This is a genomic window from Planococcus sp. 1R117A (assembly GCF_051417975.1).
GTDB lineage: Bacteria > Bacillota > Bacilli > Bacillales_A > Planococcaceae > Planococcus > Planococcus shenhongbingii.
In genome coordinates this window covers 87,651-101,031 of the sequence record NZ_JBPRLO010000003.1, presented here as the reverse complement: position 1 = coordinate 101,031, position 13,381 = coordinate 87,651, and the positions used below count along the sequence as shown (strand labels likewise).

The following is a 13,381-nucleotide window of genomic DNA, read 5'->3' as shown; positions in this document are numbered from 1 at the left end:
ACTAGAAAAAATGCACAAAAAGGATGAGTGAATGTTATGGGGACTATTTTATCTTTGCTGATTGTGGCCGCTGCTGTATTTGCGGCGTATTCTTTAAAGAAGTTTTACGACAAGCCGTATGTCGTTAACTTTTCGTTGGCGGCTATGCTGCTGCTGATTGTAGTGCGGACGTTTTTGCTCCAGCCAATCAACACTCTTGGCTATGTGGCTATCGTATTGTGCACGATCGCGTTTGTTTTCCAGGCAGTGCTGGGGGTCAAGAACTTAAATGCACAACAGCAGGCGTGAAGTGGAATAAATGCTTTTGTATTGAGACTTTACATCATTTATATTTTTATCGCTTAAAAAAGACGGCACCGTTTCAGGTTTGGCGGCGTCTTTTTTGCGTCTATAAAATTTAAAACCCTGAGGAATGGAGGGGACAGGATGAGACTGCCAAATGGGGTAACTGGATTCTATAATTCTGAAGCCGACAAACCTCCACAAACAGACGGGAAACAGTTTAAGCAATTGTGTTTCAGCGTAGCAATTAATAATGCCGGTAGAATATTGGAATTCAACTCGCCCCGATACCCGGCAAATTTTTATTCTGCACATGTGGAGATGCGTGGCAATCAGTTTTATATTTTATTGAATGAACATTATCCTTTTATTGCCTTTGCTTCAATTGTTGATTATGGGAACCTTGAATTCAAAGATGAACCTGTGCTTTCCCAAGAATTTAAACCCTTCTATGATGTATTAACTGTCAATGAATTAAATGAACTTATAAAACACAAACCACAAAAAAATGAATTAAATCCTGCTGAATGGGAACAAATCTTTTATTGGAAACCAGAGACTGTAGGACAGATCCTCTTTAATTATTGGGATTAACCAAAAAAGGAACCAGCTAAGAACCGGGTTCCTTTTTTACATTTGATAATCAATATTCAAATGCCGCATTGCTTTTTAGCTCATCATAAAAATCATTCTGCTGTTCAGATCAAAGCTGGAAAGAACTGCCTCCTATAAACGGTCAAGTGCTTCTTCAATTTCATCATCACCGGAAATGACTTCAAAGGTTTTATTGTAGACATGCTCATTGTCCAAGCAATGCAACAGCACCTTGGCGACGTCTTCTCTTGGAATTGGACCGGAATCCAGATTTTCCGTTGCCCATATCCGGCCAGTCCCAGGATCGTTCGTCAGCCGGCCCGGCCGGACGATCGTATAAACCAAACCGCTTGCCCGCAGAATATTATCGGCATGGTGCTTTGCCACATAATACGGTGCGATATCTTTGCCCCACATTTCGCGGCGGTCGGCATGAATGGCACTCACCATGAGAAATCGCTCAGTGCCGGTTTGTTCAGCCGCTTTGATGGTTTTGGCTGCACCGTCCAAGTCGACCAGCAAAGTTTTATCAGCTCCAGTTGCACCTCCGCTGCCTGCTGTAAAGACGACGGCATCGCAGCCTTCCATAGCGGCAGCGATTTCTTCAACACTGCCTTCCAGGCTTGTCAGAACGGTTTCCACTCCAAGGCCGTTGAAATAGCTGATTTGTTCTTCATGGCGGATCATTGCTTTTGGGGTATGTTCTTTCGAATCGGCTAGCAGCTGGACAAAATGGCGGCCGACTTGTCCATTGGCACCCACCACTAAAACTTTCATATGCACATCTCCTTCACATTTTAATCCTACAAATAAATACCCTGACAGCGCGACTTTAAGCGGCAGACGAAATGAAAAATAAATCGAATTTTAATTTTCAGAAGTTTTTTCTTTATATATAAAAGCACTCTAGTATAATGTAACTAATCTTCATTTTTATTTTATACATATGTAAGGAGGAATTAAATGCGTTCCCGAAATCAAAAAAAGATGGCTGAATACCCTGGACAAGCTGATTCTTCAAGACTTTCCCTTGGAGTAGGTCACTTAGACCACATGAAATCAGACCGTAAACCAAATGCGCTTTGGGACTTTATAACTCAAACGTTTTTGTTTTTACTGGGTGGAGTTATTCTTTGCGGAATAATTCTGGCACTCGTATCATTTACATAACGCCAAATATTAAAGGAGAATGACGATGATCAGATATCCAGACCGCAAGATTGAAACGATTGGAGTAACCGCACCTTCTTCCGGGGTTGCACCAGATATGCATGAGGTTCTGAAAAAATCAATTGAGCGCTTAGAAGAGCGAGGCTTTAAACTGCAGGTAGGGGACACGCCGTGGACGCAGCAGGAAGCTAAATCCGCGCCGGCGGAAGTCCGTGCAGAAGAATTGATGAAAATGTTTAGCGACCCATCGGTTGATTTGGTCATGCCTCCTTGGGGCGGGGAATTGCTCGTGGAAGTCCTGGAATTCCTCGATTTCTCAAAAATTGAATTGAAATGGATTTTAGGCTACTCGGATATCAGCATGCTATTGCTTGCTGTTACGTTGAACACAGGATATGCGACAGCACATGGAGTCAATTTTGTTGATCTTCGCGGCCCTGAATCAGATGATACGACAGCCAAATGGCTCGATGTCCTTCAAACAAAACAAGGCGAATCCATCGCACAAGTATCATCCGAGAAGTATCAAAAAGAATGGGATCATGATCATCCAACTCCAGTCATTTTTAATCTGACAGAAGAAACGGAATGGAAGACAGTTTCAGGGGAAGCGGAACAATTCAAAGGGCGTCTTCTAGGCGGCTGCATCGATGTGATCCGCCATTTAATCGGAACACCTTATGGAGATGTAGACGGTTTCCGTGAACGCCATATTCCAGGCGAACCGGTTTTATGGTATTTAGAAAACTGTGAAATGAACGTAGCGGATTTAAAACGGTCATTGACTCAAATGAAATATGCAGGATGGTTTAACCATATTTCCGGCATTGTTTTTGGCAGAAGTCCGGCGAACCAGGAAATCGGCGGATATACAGTAGAGAAAATGTATGAGGATTTGTCAGATGAACTAGGTGTTCCTATTGCCTACGACATTGACCTCGGCCATATTCCGCCACAAATCACTTTTGTAAACGGAGCCTATGCAACAATTGATGTTGAAAACGGCAAAGGGAAAGTCGAAATGGAATTCAAGTAAAGAGGAAGATACGCTAATGGATATTCGTGAACTAAATCCGAATGACGCTGCCATATACAGGGAACTTCGTATTGAAGCTTTAACACAAGCTCCGGACGCCTTCAGCTCAACCCTTGAAGATGCCTTACTAAAGCCGCTCCAGGCAACAGCAGACAATTTGGCAGCCGAATCGGCTGTGACGTTTGGAGCGTTTTTAAACGGGCAACTGGTCGGCAATATGACGCTTTTGAGAGAGACTGGAAAAAAGCTGAAGCACCGGGCTAATGTACTGGCTGTCTATGTGACCCCGAAAGCAAGAGGGAAAGGCATTGCCAGCCAGCTGATGGATGAGCTGGTCGAATATGCAAAAGAATGCGGTGATATTGAGCAATTGTATCTAACGGTCGTCAGCAGCAATCAAAGCGCGATTCAATTATATGAACGATACGGCTTTGAAAAATACGGGACTGAATACCGGTCGATGAAAACGGATAATGGCTATGTCGACGAAGATTTGATGGTTAAATTTCTATAGAAAAAGACGCCGATTTCGGCGTCTTTCTATTCTTTGCTCAAACGATACAATTGATCGTCGTTTTCGTTAGGGGTCCCGCGGCCGTCAGTGTTGTTGGTGACGAAGTAAAGATCTTCACCGTCTGAGAAAACATCGCGGACACGCCCAAATCCTTCATAAGAATCGGCTACGTCACCTGTCTCAAGATCGATCACTTTCACGGCAGTGCCGCGGAGTGCCGCTACATAAAGCATTCCATCATGAATGGCGATGCCGCTTGGTGCCCAGGTTTCGTTCGAGCCCGTTGTATAATACGGAGATTCCATGCCTTCTTTTGAGGCGTTGCCTTCAATTGTCGGCCAGCCATAATTATTACCTTCTTCGATAATATTTATTTCATCGTTCGCAGATTGGCCGTGCTCGGACGCATACATCGTATCTTCCGCCCAGGCGATTCCTTGCGGGTTGCGATGGCCATGAGAGTAGATTTCAAATTCATCAAATTCATTCAACCGAAGAATTTTTCCGTTTACTGAAGCCAGATCCTGTGCCAATTCAGGCTCGGATGCATCTCCGACTGTTGCGAACAAGACACCGTCTTTATCCAGTTCGAGCCGTCCGCCGTGATGGACATTGCCTGTTGGAATGCCTTCCAATAACACGTCCGTTTCCTGCCAAGCGCCGCCTTCCTGCTGGAACCGGGCAATTTTATTGAAAGAACGGCCATTGCGTTCGTAGACATAATAGCCATAAGCTTGTTTGGACTCCTCAAAATCATGCGCCAGTACAAATCCAAGAAATCCTGCTTCCGCCGCTGAAGATAAAGGATCTGAAAACTCCACCGGCTGGTGCGTCACTTTCCCGTCAGCGGCAACATGGGCGACTGTTCCGGGACGTTCTGAGATATAAAATTCATCATTGATTTTATTGATGGACCAGGGAATATCAAGGCCACTGGCTATCGCTTCAGTCGCGACTGTCGCTTCTTTGGGCTTTGCGGGTGCATCGTTACAGCCTACAAGCACAACGAGGGATAGTAAAGGCCATAAAAACTTCTTCACAAATAAAACCTCCTTTTTTTCATCATAATAGAATTTGCCACTAAAAGGTATCAAAACAGCAGGGAGTGAAAAACATGTCATTAATGAAGGACGTAAAAGAAGAGGCAGAGATCCGCAAAAAGCGAAATAGAATCCGGATTGCTACTTGGGTCATCGTCGCCATTGTTCTGGTCTTGGTTTGGTATTTTACGAAATGAAGCTAGCAGCCATATTACAGAGATAGAGCTTGCCAGTCAGAAGCGTTCATTTTTGAAGTGGAAAGGAACCCCATATGCAAATAGAATTCAATTTAACAGAAGAAGATTATCTAAGCTTCAACCTTCAACATGTAAAGCATTCCAAAACGGCAACCCGTTCGCTCCGATTGCAGCAAATCCTGGTTCCGGTAATTTATATTTTCCTGGCGTATATTTTTTCGGTGATCGTCAATACGCCTTTTTTGTTTTTCCTAATTCCTTTTTTAATTATTAGTATGGTGTGGATCATTTTTTATCCGAAATTCTTTTACAGCAGCGTCATGCGGAACGTTAAAAAAATGCTGAGAGAAGGAAAAGCGGGAGGCATTATTGGGAAGTACACAATGACTCTATCAGACGAAGGAATAATCCAGACCTCTACCACTGAAGAAAAGAAAGCATCCTGGCCAGCCATTCTAAGTTTGCAAGAAGATGAAGAGCGTTTCTACTTGTATAATAGCGCGATGAGCGCCTATATCATACCGAAAAGAGCTTTGAAAAATAGCAATGAAACACGGGAGTGGATTCAGGGAAGATTGGGCAATCGCTAGAACTGGTAATTTAACAAGAAGTTCAGTCCAATACAGCTGCAAATAAAAAAGCCGTCATGCCGACGGCTTTTTAGTTTCTATTTTATTTTTGATTTTCATTTATACAAGTCTTTCAAGTTCTTCAAATCGCTCTTTGCAATAATGATCTTTTGTGGACCTGCAACTCCTGCCGTGATTTCGTATGGGTCGAACACCAATACCAAGTTATTAGGAATCAAATAGAACTTTTGATTTTCTTTGATTTCCGTAAACGGTTTGGTCAGCTGATCTTTCACTTCACTGGTCTCTATTTCCACTTTCGCCAGTTCACTGAGGTCAGCTACGTAGTTGTCTCCTTCAAACAGGTCGGCTAATTCAATAGCCGCGCCTGTACGCAAATCGTAATTTAATGGTTCCAAATAGGTTCTGCCATGCGTCATGCCTGCTTCGTATAAATAAGCTTCGATCAATACACTGGCGGTTTGTTCATCCAAAAATTTAACTGCAAAATCCATATGGCCATCAGCATGCAAAGTACCATCTGCACTTTCCTCAAGGTAGGCTGTTTCGGAGTTCCTGACTGCCGCTTCCAGCTCTTTCCCAAGCTTTACCGCATGTTGGTTGAACTCATCCAGTCCAGTAGCTTCTGGAATCGTAATGTCCAAAGCGAGACCTGCATCTTCTTTTGCCAATTCAATTTCATCAATTTCCACTGGTTTCGTTTCCGCTTTTTCCTCCGTACATCCTGCCAAAACCAATGCAGCTAAGACACCAATTCCGACAAAACCCCTTTTCATGCCGCTCTCTCCTTTTTTTACCAATCATACAATATTTTTATTTGGAAAGGGAGATTCTTTTAGGCTCTCAATACGCTGATGGATTGACAGCCATTCCTTAATTCTCCGCCGACGTTTCAATAATAGCCGGTTCAATGATGCACGGTAGGATGACAATAAAGAAAGACTGTGAATTCAGCAACGAATCCATAGCCTTTCACTATACTTTTTAAATATTTGTAGTCGATACGGACCCGGTTATCGTGCCGATGGTTTTCTTCTATATTGCATGATTTCAACTATGACGATGACAAGCGTAATGCCAAGCAAAACATTGATCATCAGCGGGTTTAAGTATTGATCCCGGAAAATGAATGCGACCGTCAGTATGTAAAAGATGCCTTGTGTAATTTTCGCAATTGGCGGAACGGCATCTTTGGGATAACGCAAACGCGCCAGCTGGAAGACCAGGAATGCCAAAAGCAATGCCACATAATATGGCCAATACAAGCGTTCAACCAGATTGTTGATCATTGCATAAACAATCAGGGGAACAAAGTAAAACAAAACCGATTTCAAAAAGAATCACCTTTTCAACTATTTTTTCGTATTGCCTTGCTGTCTTGCTGAAATTGCCAAATACAGGTTATAAACCGAGAATAAGACAGCCAGCGTAATGATGATGATTGAAATGACCGGATAAATTGAAGCACCGTTTTCCATGATTTCGAGCACCCGCGTATAGATAATCCAAGGCCCAACCAACAGAATGAAAATATCGAGCACTGTTCCAAGTTTTGATTTCATGATTTACCTCCAAGATTCAACTGTCTCTAGTTTACCAGACTTTTAAAGCGCAGTCTGCAGCGACTTTGAAATCCAGAAGAGAGACGAGTAGATAAAAAAACTGCAGACGCTTGTAGTTGAACAAGCAAGTCTGCAGTCTGGATTTATTTATGGGCACGCAGTTTAGTGCGGGCAAGATCGTCCGCTGCTCGGTTCTGGGAATCCGGAATCCATTTGATAAAACAGTAATCGAATTCAGCAGACAGGCGGAGAGCTTCTTCCAGCAGCGGTTTGAACTTTGGGTTTTTGGTGAATCCTCTGTCAAAAGCTTCAACCGCCACTTGGGAATCTGATTTGATGGAGACCATTTGAGTAGACAAATCCCGCGCCAGCTCCAGTCCTTTGACCAGTGCCGTAAACTCTGCGGTATGGTTGTCCATTTCCCCGACATATTCGCTCCATTTGATGGAGTGGCCTTCGCCTCTGATAAAAACGCCGACAGCGCTGACTTTCGGTGATCCAGCAGTCGCAGCGTCTACAAAAACTTCAAGCATATCCCCACCTACTTTTCGTCAATTGGTTTTAAAGCTTTTGCGATATAGCCAAACGGTGTATCAAGGACTGAAACAATGAATTTCAGTACGTAAGTCGAGATGAATATCTGCCACCAAATATCAAACGGATAAACACCGTAAAAAGCGATACTGGTAAAGATAAAGGTATCGAGCAGCTGGCTGATCAATGTCGAGCCATTGTTGCGGATCCAGAACTGGCTGTCTTTTGGAAAGACTTTGCGGATAGCGGCGAATATATATACGGCCACATGCTGGCTGGTGATATAAGCCAGCATACTGGCGACTGCAAGCTGTGGAATCAATCCGAAAATCGTATGCAGCGACTCATTGGCAAAGTCGCTTTTTGCTGGAATGAACTTCATGCCGAATTGCATCACTACAATCATGATCAAAAGAGATGAGAATCCGAGCCAAACCGCTTTTTTCGCCTCTTTTTGACCGTATTTCTCATTTAAAATATCGGTAGCGAGAAAAGTCGAAGCATATAAACTATTTCCAAGCGTAGCCGTCAATCCGATAATTTCAATGGTCTTCGTGACTTGGATATTCGCTAAAATTGTAGAAAGTGCTACCCAGGCAAACAATCCGGTTTTCCCGAAAAATTTATACATGATAAGCAGCAGAATAAAATTGACCACGGCAAAGCCGAGGCCCAAATACTCGTTAAACAAGTAGTTTCCTCCTTAGTTTTGATAAAGCGGGAGTTTACGAACCGCTGATCAGATGAAATTGTCCTTTGATAGTATAACTAGTGTTGGATTAAAAGACAAATAAGTAGTAAAATAAGCGAATGGCAATTTAAAGGGGTGACAGTTTGAACAAACTTTCAATTATCAATGAAATTGATGAAATGATGGAAACATATTGTGAAGGATGTTTTGTTAGGAAACAAATTCGCAAAGAGCAGGGGAAAACAGCTGCTCATCGTTTTTGCATCAGCAATTGCTCAGTTGGGTCGCAGCTTCAATTCCTTGGAAACGAGTTAAACAAAGTAGGAACCAATCATAAATGAAACGCATAGAAAAGCCTGCATCGAATTTTTTTCGATGCAGGCTTGAGCTTGTAGACAAAAGAATATGTGAATAAATATAAAAAAACAAGGTTCTCTCCCCGGTTCCTGCGCTTCAACCGGACGCTTTCCGCGGGCTCGCGCCGAACTAACTCGGGACGGTGCCCGAGTGGATTTCGGCACTTCGCTATCCCGCAGGAGACGCCGGTTTCCACTACGGAACCTGGCGTGAGATGAAAACCGGATGCGCTTCTCCTCACTTATCTGAAAAGCGGCATCTTGGATGTAAGGGATTCCTTGAAGCAAAGCGGCACCCCCAACCGGTCCGGCCACGAGACTCCTGTGGGACCAGCTCGAGCTGAAGACCCCGCAGGAACGCCAGTGACGAGGAGGCTGAAGCCGAGCCCACGGAAAGCGAAGTGGCCGGATCGGTTGGGATTTATACAAACTTATTCATTAATAGTACACTTTGTTTACAGTTTGAAGCCTGCATCGAATATCGATGCAGGCTTTTCTATTTGGCTTGCTGTTGGTGCCGGGCTTCTGCCAGCTGCAAAACTTGCGTGGCCGGCTGCGGTTCGATTCCGTAAAATGCTTCGTTATCGAAAGCGTGGACTTCCTCATAGGCTTCCATCATCTTTTCCAAAACCCACTCTTCGGATGTATCTGCAGGTGTCCAATAAAAAATATCCATGACGCTTTTTTCGCCGGTGACCGGATGCTTCCGTACATACTCGATCGATGGAGCTTTCCTGAAATTCTGCTTTTGGTAAAAACGCACCCGTTTGGCGGATTCGGGATCTTCAGGCGTAATAGGATCAACTTCAAGGACGATGGGCTTGTTTTTAGTTTTCACTTTTTCGATTATTTTGCTGCCTAGCCCGCTTCCCCGGGAAGTACTGTTAACCAATATATAATCGATAAATAAAAAATCCGGTTTTTCAAAATAAACCAGCGTGTGGTTTTTGCTTTCATCCAATTTATAGGCGTCTGATTTTTTCTCGAATAATGTTTTCATATGTTGTTCTGATTTCATCTCTTTGGCAGGGAAATATTCTCTCAATTTCAGAAACCAAGGCTCCACGGCATTCTTCTCCTCTCTTTTTGTATAAAGTTCCCAAAACGAAGGGAATTAAACCAATATTTTTTCAGGTTTGAATATTCTTTCAATAGGTAATATAGTAGAATAGCTAATGCAAGTGCAAATGGGAAAGGGAGAGATTCAATGTCTGCGACGAATAATGGAGGAAAACTAACAGCAATTTTAGGATGGAGCCTGCCGGCGATTGAAGCGATTGATAAGCTTAACCGGCCATACGTAGTAGTGGGCCCACCTGATTTTGAAGGATTTGCAAAAGAAAACGACATCAATTTTGTGGGCTGGGATTTTGACCGCCTCAATGAAGGTTCAGAAGAGCTTTACCAAATTTTGAATGACATGGATACTAAAGTGGCAGTACCAATTTATGAAGAAACTGTAGAATGGGCAGGAGCGCTGAATGCCCGTTTTTTTGATGACCCTCGAGTTTTCAACCGCTCGCTTTTGCTCCGGGACAAAGGTTTGATGAAACGGAAAGCCCAAATGTCGGGCATTAAAGTAGGGGTATTTGAAGAAGCTTATTCCAAAGATGACATCCATCGCTTTTTAAAGCGTGTAAATGATGCGCTGATCAAAATTGAAGGAGATTTAAACGATCCGATTCATATTAAGCCGCTCAATAAAGCTGGAACCGTCGGCCATATGGTCATCCGCGATGCGGCAGATATTGAAAAAATAGAAGAAGAATTCCCTTATTTAATGGAAAGCCATTTGGACGGACAGGAATTTTCATGCGAAGCTTTTATTCACGATGGGCAAGTGAAGTTCCTCAATATTACAGAGTATGTGAAGCTGGGCCATTCCAATTTCGTGCCGGCTTCCCCGGCACTGGAAGCTTATCGTCCGCAAATTTTGAATGAAATCCAAAAACTGGTAGATTCATTTGAAATCAGTTACGGTGTAATTCATCCGGAATATTTCATTTCACATGATGGCACATTGAATTTCGGGGAAGTGGCAGCCCGGGTACCGGGAGGGCATATTTTCGACTTGATCGAAAGAGCCTATGGCTTTAACGCTTTCCAGGCTCAAATACTATGCAGCGATCCAGATACTACCGCTGAAGAACTGGAAGCGTTTTTCCCTGAAGAAGTCACTTCTGCTAAAGGCTATGCAGGAAGTTTGATGGTCTATCCGCGTGTCCGGCTGATTGAAAAACTTAATGTTCCGGATGAATTGAAGGCCGATTCTTATTTTGAAAAACACGATTTATTTATTCCAGTGACCTCTAAAGTAGCGGAACGCGTCGGCTTTGGGAACCATTACGGCACCTTATTCTTCTTTGGGGAAGACAGTGACCGGATGAAAGAGCTATTGAAGAATTACGAGAAATTCGATTTTTATCTTTAATTATCTGGGGGAATTATAATGGCAACAGAATTGACGTCTGTAAAAGATAAATTTGAACAGGCTCTTCGCTCATTGGAAGAAGCCAAGCCGTTTGCAAAAAGCATGTATCAGACGGAAGTTTTTCAATTAGCAACAGAATTGGCGGCGACAGACGAAGGGTTGGAAATGCTGTATGACTATGCTGCTGATTTTGATAAGGCCGGTGTATTCCACGGAGGGCCATGGACAGAAGCGGAAAATTTGGAACCGCCTTTTGTCGGCGGCTCGCTGAAAATCCGAGGCATCAATTCTGTTGTGGAAATGCTGAGCGAACTGCGCATGCTGGCCATTTCTGAAGGGAAATACCAGCACACGGAAGTAACGGCAGAGGAAGCGGCCACGTTCCTGAACGAAGTGCTTGCTTTAAACCTCGATTTGCTTTTCCCGGCAGAAACGGAAGCAGCCCGAGTGGAAGCCGGTGAACACACGGAACGGGCAGAACGCTTATTCCGCTTTTTGGGCGGGCGTTTATCGTATAAAGCAGTAGCCAACAAGCTGGTTGAAGAAATCGGCCGGTTGACTGTCCAGCGTCCGATCATGGTGGACCGCATCATTCACATGATTGAAACAGCAACTCAAATGATTGATGAGAATATCGAAGAAAGCACGAAAGAAAACTTAATGTCGTTTAAAAAAGCCATCACTACGCCGACGCCTTTGACCGAAAAATTTCCGAACTTGCGGGAATACCGCAAGCATCTGATGGAAGTGGATGAAGAAACGCTGCGCTCAGAAAGCCGCGCTTTCGCAGAATCGATGAATACGACCGGCCTTGTGGCTCCGGCGAATGCCATCTTTATCCGCTACTTGAACCGCAAGTATTCAGATTTGATTCCGGAAGCCCTAAGTTTATCTGAAATAGGCACCGCCAGCTTCAATGCCAATGCCGAGCTGGTCCGGGACATGATTCAAATTGCCGTCCATCCGGAAACCAGCAAAGTGCTTTACGGTTTGTCTAGAATGCTGGACCGTGGAGTACTGACCCAGGATCCATTGCTGCCGGCTCTGCGCAGGCTGTTCGAAATCGATGTCCATCCGGACGTTAAAAAAGTTCTTTTGCGAAGAGAGCATCGCAAAGGCGGCATCACCGCCAATGGCGTTCTCGTAGGAGGCGTGATCAGCGTTTTAGGCCAGCCGCTTGGCATCGGCCAAGGGCTGAACCCGACTTGCCAATCCGCCCGGGCCATCAGCCTCTGGGCTCAGCATGGCATTGGCCAATTGCTCGAGTACATCGCCCGGGCTGTCCGGGAAAATGATATTGATATTACGTTTGAAGGGGAAGTTATTCACTCTAATACGATTGAAGGCGGAGTGGCGGCAGAAATCCATCAAGAGCTGGATCCTGTTTCGGTCGTACTAGTGCCGCATCTCGATAAAATCTACAATGAAATGATGAAGAAGACGTTATTGCGCGGTGAAGACGGCCATAAATGGGTCAATCCGGAGTTCTACGGTGAATGGATCCCGAGAGGCTTTATCAATATTATCGACCCGCTGACAGGCTATGTAACGGATTATCAGGCGTTTGTCCGCCTGTTCTATGCCACCCATCATCCAGAGTATAATGAAGGCTATGAATTGATCCACCCGAACCCTGTGGGGATTTACATCACCAATGTCCATGGCCGGCTGCTCGGGCTTCATGCTGTATCAATTCAGCGGATTGACCAGGATGAGCAAGGCGAAGTCCGTGTTTATTTCTACAATCCAAACAATGACAGCGGCCAAAACTGGGGGCAAGGCATTGAAACCAGTGTCCAGGGCCACGGAGAGCTTGAAGGCGAATCATCGCTGCCGTTCCATCAATTCACTGCCCGTATGTATGCTTTCCATTACAACCCTTATGAACAAGGTGATACGTATATGGTCGAGGATGCAGATGTGGAAGAAATTGAGCGTTTGTCACGGGAAAGCTGGGGCAAAACGTATACATGGATTTGATTGAATGAGCTGAAACAAAAAAAGGGACCTGGAGATGATTTTCTCCGGGTCTCTTTATATTATCTGAAAAATAGTTTGTTAACTTTCGATTTCAATTACATTTGCAGCTTGCGGTCCACGATTTCCATCAATAATTTCGAAAGAGACGGTTTTTCCTTCTTGCAAGGTCCGGAACCCGTCACCTTGGATTCCTGTAAAGTGGACGAAAACGTCATCACCATCGTTATACTCAATAAACCCATAGCCTTTTTCCGTGTTAAACCATTTTACCTTACCTTGGTGCATGCACGTTCCCCCTATATATTGAGTATTGTCGTGGAACCATTAAAAAGCCTTTTAATGGTTGGCTTATACTATACCCGAAGGACTTCAAATCGTCAATATCACAGGACTAATCGGACATT

General features: G+C 44.1%; 19 protein-coding genes. 10 read left to right on the top strand and 9 right to left on the bottom strand.

Annotated elements, in window-relative coordinates; genetic code table 11:
* The first annotated feature begins 36 nt into the window (after window positions 1-36).
* Window positions 37-288: a hypothetical protein gene (locus ACSFXN_RS10275; RefSeq protein ID WP_437150021.1), complete on the top strand. Its 252-nt coding sequence runs from the start codon at window positions 37-39 to the stop codon at window positions 286-288.
* 138 nt (window positions 289-426) lie between these two features.
* On the top strand, window positions 427-876 hold the full coding sequence (locus tag ACSFXN_RS10270) for a hypothetical protein (protein WP_437150020.1): 450 nt from the start codon (window positions 427-429) through the stop codon (window positions 874-876).
* A 132-nt stretch (window positions 877-1,008) separates the two neighbouring features.
* On the opposite strand, the gene ACSFXN_RS10265 is transcribed toward ACSFXN_RS10270, so the two are convergent.
* Window positions 1,009-1,653, bottom strand: coding sequence for an SDR family oxidoreductase (locus tag ACSFXN_RS10265; RefSeq protein WP_437150019.1), 645 nt, complete (start codon window positions 1,651-1,653; stop codon window positions 1,009-1,011).
* A gap of 186 nt (window positions 1,654-1,839) precedes the next feature.
* On the opposite strand from ACSFXN_RS10265, the gene ACSFXN_RS10260 reads away from it, so the two are divergent.
* Genes ACSFXN_RS10260 through ACSFXN_RS10250 form a run of 3 tightly spaced genes read left to right on the top strand, consistent with a single transcriptional unit; the run spans window position 1,840 to window position 3,596 of the window.
* Window positions 1,840-2,046, top strand: a complete 207-nt coding sequence (locus ACSFXN_RS10260) for a hypothetical protein (RefSeq protein WP_437150018.1) — start codon at window positions 1,840-1,842, stop codon at window positions 2,044-2,046.
* A gap of 25 nt (window positions 2,047-2,071) precedes the next feature.
* Window positions 2,072-3,082, top strand: a complete 1,011-nt coding sequence (locus ACSFXN_RS10255) for a S66 family peptidase (protein ID WP_437150017.1) — start codon at window positions 2,072-2,074, stop codon at window positions 3,080-3,082.
* 16 nt (window positions 3,083-3,098) lie between these two features.
* On the top strand, window positions 3,099-3,596 hold the full coding sequence (locus ACSFXN_RS10250; protein ID WP_437150015.1) for an N-acetyltransferase family protein: 498 nt from the start codon (window positions 3,099-3,101) through the stop codon (window positions 3,594-3,596).
* Between the two features lie 26 nt (window positions 3,597-3,622).
* On the opposite strand, the gene ACSFXN_RS10245 is transcribed toward ACSFXN_RS10250, so the two are convergent.
* Complete coding sequence (locus tag ACSFXN_RS10245; protein ID WP_437150013.1) at window positions 3,623-4,636, bottom strand: PQQ-dependent sugar dehydrogenase; 1,014 nt, start codon at window positions 4,634-4,636, stop codon at window positions 3,623-3,625.
* Between the two features lie 74 nt (window positions 4,637-4,710).
* Here ACSFXN_RS10245 and ACSFXN_RS10240 point away from each other — a divergent pair, with 74 nt between their 5' ends.
* Together ACSFXN_RS10240 and ACSFXN_RS10235 are read left to right on the top strand one after the other, a co-directional pair.
* A complete protein-coding gene (locus ACSFXN_RS10240; RefSeq protein ID WP_301854575.1) occupies window positions 4,711-4,833 on the top strand; it encodes a hypothetical protein in 123 nt (40 codons plus the stop codon).
* 74 nt (window positions 4,834-4,907) lie between these two features.
* On the top strand, window positions 4,908-5,423 hold the full coding sequence (locus ACSFXN_RS10235) for a YcxB family protein (RefSeq protein WP_437150011.1): 516 nt from the start codon (window positions 4,908-4,910) through the stop codon (window positions 5,421-5,423).
* A gap of 95 nt (window positions 5,424-5,518) precedes the next feature.
* Here ACSFXN_RS10235 and ACSFXN_RS10230 read toward each other — a convergent pair whose 3' ends face one another.
* From ACSFXN_RS10230 to ACSFXN_RS10210, 5 genes are all read right to left on the bottom strand, one after another.
* Window positions 5,519-6,199: an RsiV family protein gene (locus tag ACSFXN_RS10230; RefSeq protein ID WP_437150010.1), complete on the bottom strand. Its 681-nt coding sequence runs from the start codon at window positions 6,197-6,199 to the stop codon at window positions 5,519-5,521.
* A 237-nt stretch (window positions 6,200-6,436) separates the two neighbouring features.
* Window positions 6,437-6,757, bottom strand: coding sequence for a hypothetical protein (locus tag ACSFXN_RS10225; RefSeq protein WP_437150009.1), 321 nt, complete (start codon window positions 6,755-6,757; stop codon window positions 6,437-6,439).
* A gap of 18 nt (window positions 6,758-6,775) precedes the next feature.
* A complete protein-coding gene (locus ACSFXN_RS10220) occupies window positions 6,776-6,985 on the bottom strand; it encodes a hypothetical protein (RefSeq protein ID WP_437150008.1) in 210 nt (69 codons plus the stop codon).
* Between the two features lie 143 nt (window positions 6,986-7,128).
* Window positions 7,129-7,518, bottom strand: coding sequence for a ribonuclease HI family protein (locus ACSFXN_RS10215; protein WP_437150007.1), 390 nt, complete (start codon window positions 7,516-7,518; stop codon window positions 7,129-7,131).
* A gap of 8 nt (window positions 7,519-7,526) precedes the next feature.
* Entirely contained in the window at window positions 7,527-8,210 is a 684-nt protein-coding gene (locus ACSFXN_RS10210; protein ID WP_437150006.1) for a queuosine precursor transporter, read from the bottom strand.
* Between the two features lie 143 nt (window positions 8,211-8,353).
* Here ACSFXN_RS10210 and ACSFXN_RS10205 point away from each other — a divergent pair, with 143 nt between their 5' ends.
* On the top strand, window positions 8,354-8,551 hold the full coding sequence (locus ACSFXN_RS10205) for a zinc-finger domain-containing protein (protein WP_437150005.1): 198 nt from the start codon (window positions 8,354-8,356) through the stop codon (window positions 8,549-8,551).
* Window positions 8,552-9,062: 511 nt separating this feature from the next.
* Here the strand turns inward: ACSFXN_RS10205 and ACSFXN_RS10200 are convergent.
* On the bottom strand, window positions 9,063-9,632 hold the full coding sequence (locus ACSFXN_RS10200; RefSeq protein WP_437150004.1) for a GNAT family N-acetyltransferase: 570 nt from the start codon (window positions 9,630-9,632) through the stop codon (window positions 9,063-9,065).
* Window positions 9,633-9,773: 141 nt separating this feature from the next.
* Here ACSFXN_RS10200 and ACSFXN_RS10195 point away from each other — a divergent pair, with 141 nt between their 5' ends.
* Together ACSFXN_RS10195 and ACSFXN_RS10190 are read left to right on the top strand one after the other, a co-directional pair.
* On the top strand, window positions 9,774-10,997 hold the full coding sequence (locus ACSFXN_RS10195; protein ID WP_437150003.1) for an ATP-grasp domain-containing protein: 1,224 nt from the start codon (window positions 9,774-9,776) through the stop codon (window positions 10,995-10,997).
* Window positions 10,998-11,015: 18 nt separating this feature from the next.
* Window positions 11,016-12,977: a hypothetical protein gene (locus ACSFXN_RS10190; protein WP_437150002.1), complete on the top strand. Its 1,962-nt coding sequence runs from the start codon at window positions 11,016-11,018 to the stop codon at window positions 12,975-12,977.
* Between the two features lie 78 nt (window positions 12,978-13,055).
* Here ACSFXN_RS10190 and ACSFXN_RS10185 read toward each other — a convergent pair whose 3' ends face one another.
* Window positions 13,056-13,262, bottom strand: a complete 207-nt coding sequence (locus ACSFXN_RS10185) for a cold-shock protein (protein ID WP_301854558.1) — start codon at window positions 13,260-13,262, stop codon at window positions 13,056-13,058.
* Window positions 13,263-13,381 lie beyond the last annotated feature (119 nt).

What these genes read in the sequence shown, in the direction of transcription:
- ACSFXN_RS10220 (WP_437150008.1), bottom strand. Translation starts at nt 6,985, where the DNA reads ATGAAATCAAAACTTGGAACAGTGCTCGATATTTTCATTCTGTTGGTT.
- ACSFXN_RS10185 (WP_301854558.1), bottom strand. Translation starts at nt 13,262, where the DNA reads ATGCACCAAGGTAAGGTAAAATGGTTTAACACGGAAAAAGGCTATGGG.
- ACSFXN_RS10265 (WP_437150019.1), bottom strand. Translation starts at nt 1,653, where the DNA reads ATGAAAGTTTTAGTGGTGGGTGCCAATGGACAAGTCGGCCGCCATTTT.
- ACSFXN_RS10190 (WP_437150002.1), top strand. Translation starts at nt 11,016, where the DNA reads ATGGCAACAGAATTGACGTCTGTAAAAGATAAATTTGAACAGGCTCTT.
- ACSFXN_RS10255 (WP_437150017.1), top strand. Translation starts at nt 2,072, where the DNA reads ATGATCAGATATCCAGACCGCAAGATTGAAACGATTGGAGTAACCGCA.
- ACSFXN_RS10270 (WP_437150020.1), top strand. Translation starts at nt 427, where the DNA reads ATGAGACTGCCAAATGGGGTAACTGGATTCTATAATTCTGAAGCCGAC.
- ACSFXN_RS10215 (WP_437150007.1), bottom strand. Translation starts at nt 7,518, where the DNA reads ATGCTTGAAGTTTTTGTAGACGCTGCGACTGCTGGATCACCGAAAGTC.
- ACSFXN_RS10260 (WP_437150018.1), top strand. Translation starts at nt 1,840, where the DNA reads ATGCGTTCCCGAAATCAAAAAAAGATGGCTGAATACCCTGGACAAGCT.
- ACSFXN_RS10240 (WP_301854575.1), top strand. Translation starts at nt 4,711, where the DNA reads ATGTCATTAATGAAGGACGTAAAAGAAGAGGCAGAGATCCGCAAAAAG.
- ACSFXN_RS10250 (WP_437150015.1), top strand. Translation starts at nt 3,099, where the DNA reads ATGGATATTCGTGAACTAAATCCGAATGACGCTGCCATATACAGGGAA.
- ACSFXN_RS10195 (WP_437150003.1), top strand. Translation starts at nt 9,774, where the DNA reads ATGTCTGCGACGAATAATGGAGGAAAACTAACAGCAATTTTAGGATGG.
- ACSFXN_RS10230 (WP_437150010.1), bottom strand. Translation starts at nt 6,199, where the DNA reads ATGAAAAGGGGTTTTGTCGGAATTGGTGTCTTAGCTGCATTGGTTTTG.
- ACSFXN_RS10275 (WP_437150021.1), top strand. Translation starts at nt 37, where the DNA reads ATGGGGACTATTTTATCTTTGCTGATTGTGGCCGCTGCTGTATTTGCG.
- ACSFXN_RS10235 (WP_437150011.1), top strand. Translation starts at nt 4,908, where the DNA reads ATGCAAATAGAATTCAATTTAACAGAAGAAGATTATCTAAGCTTCAAC.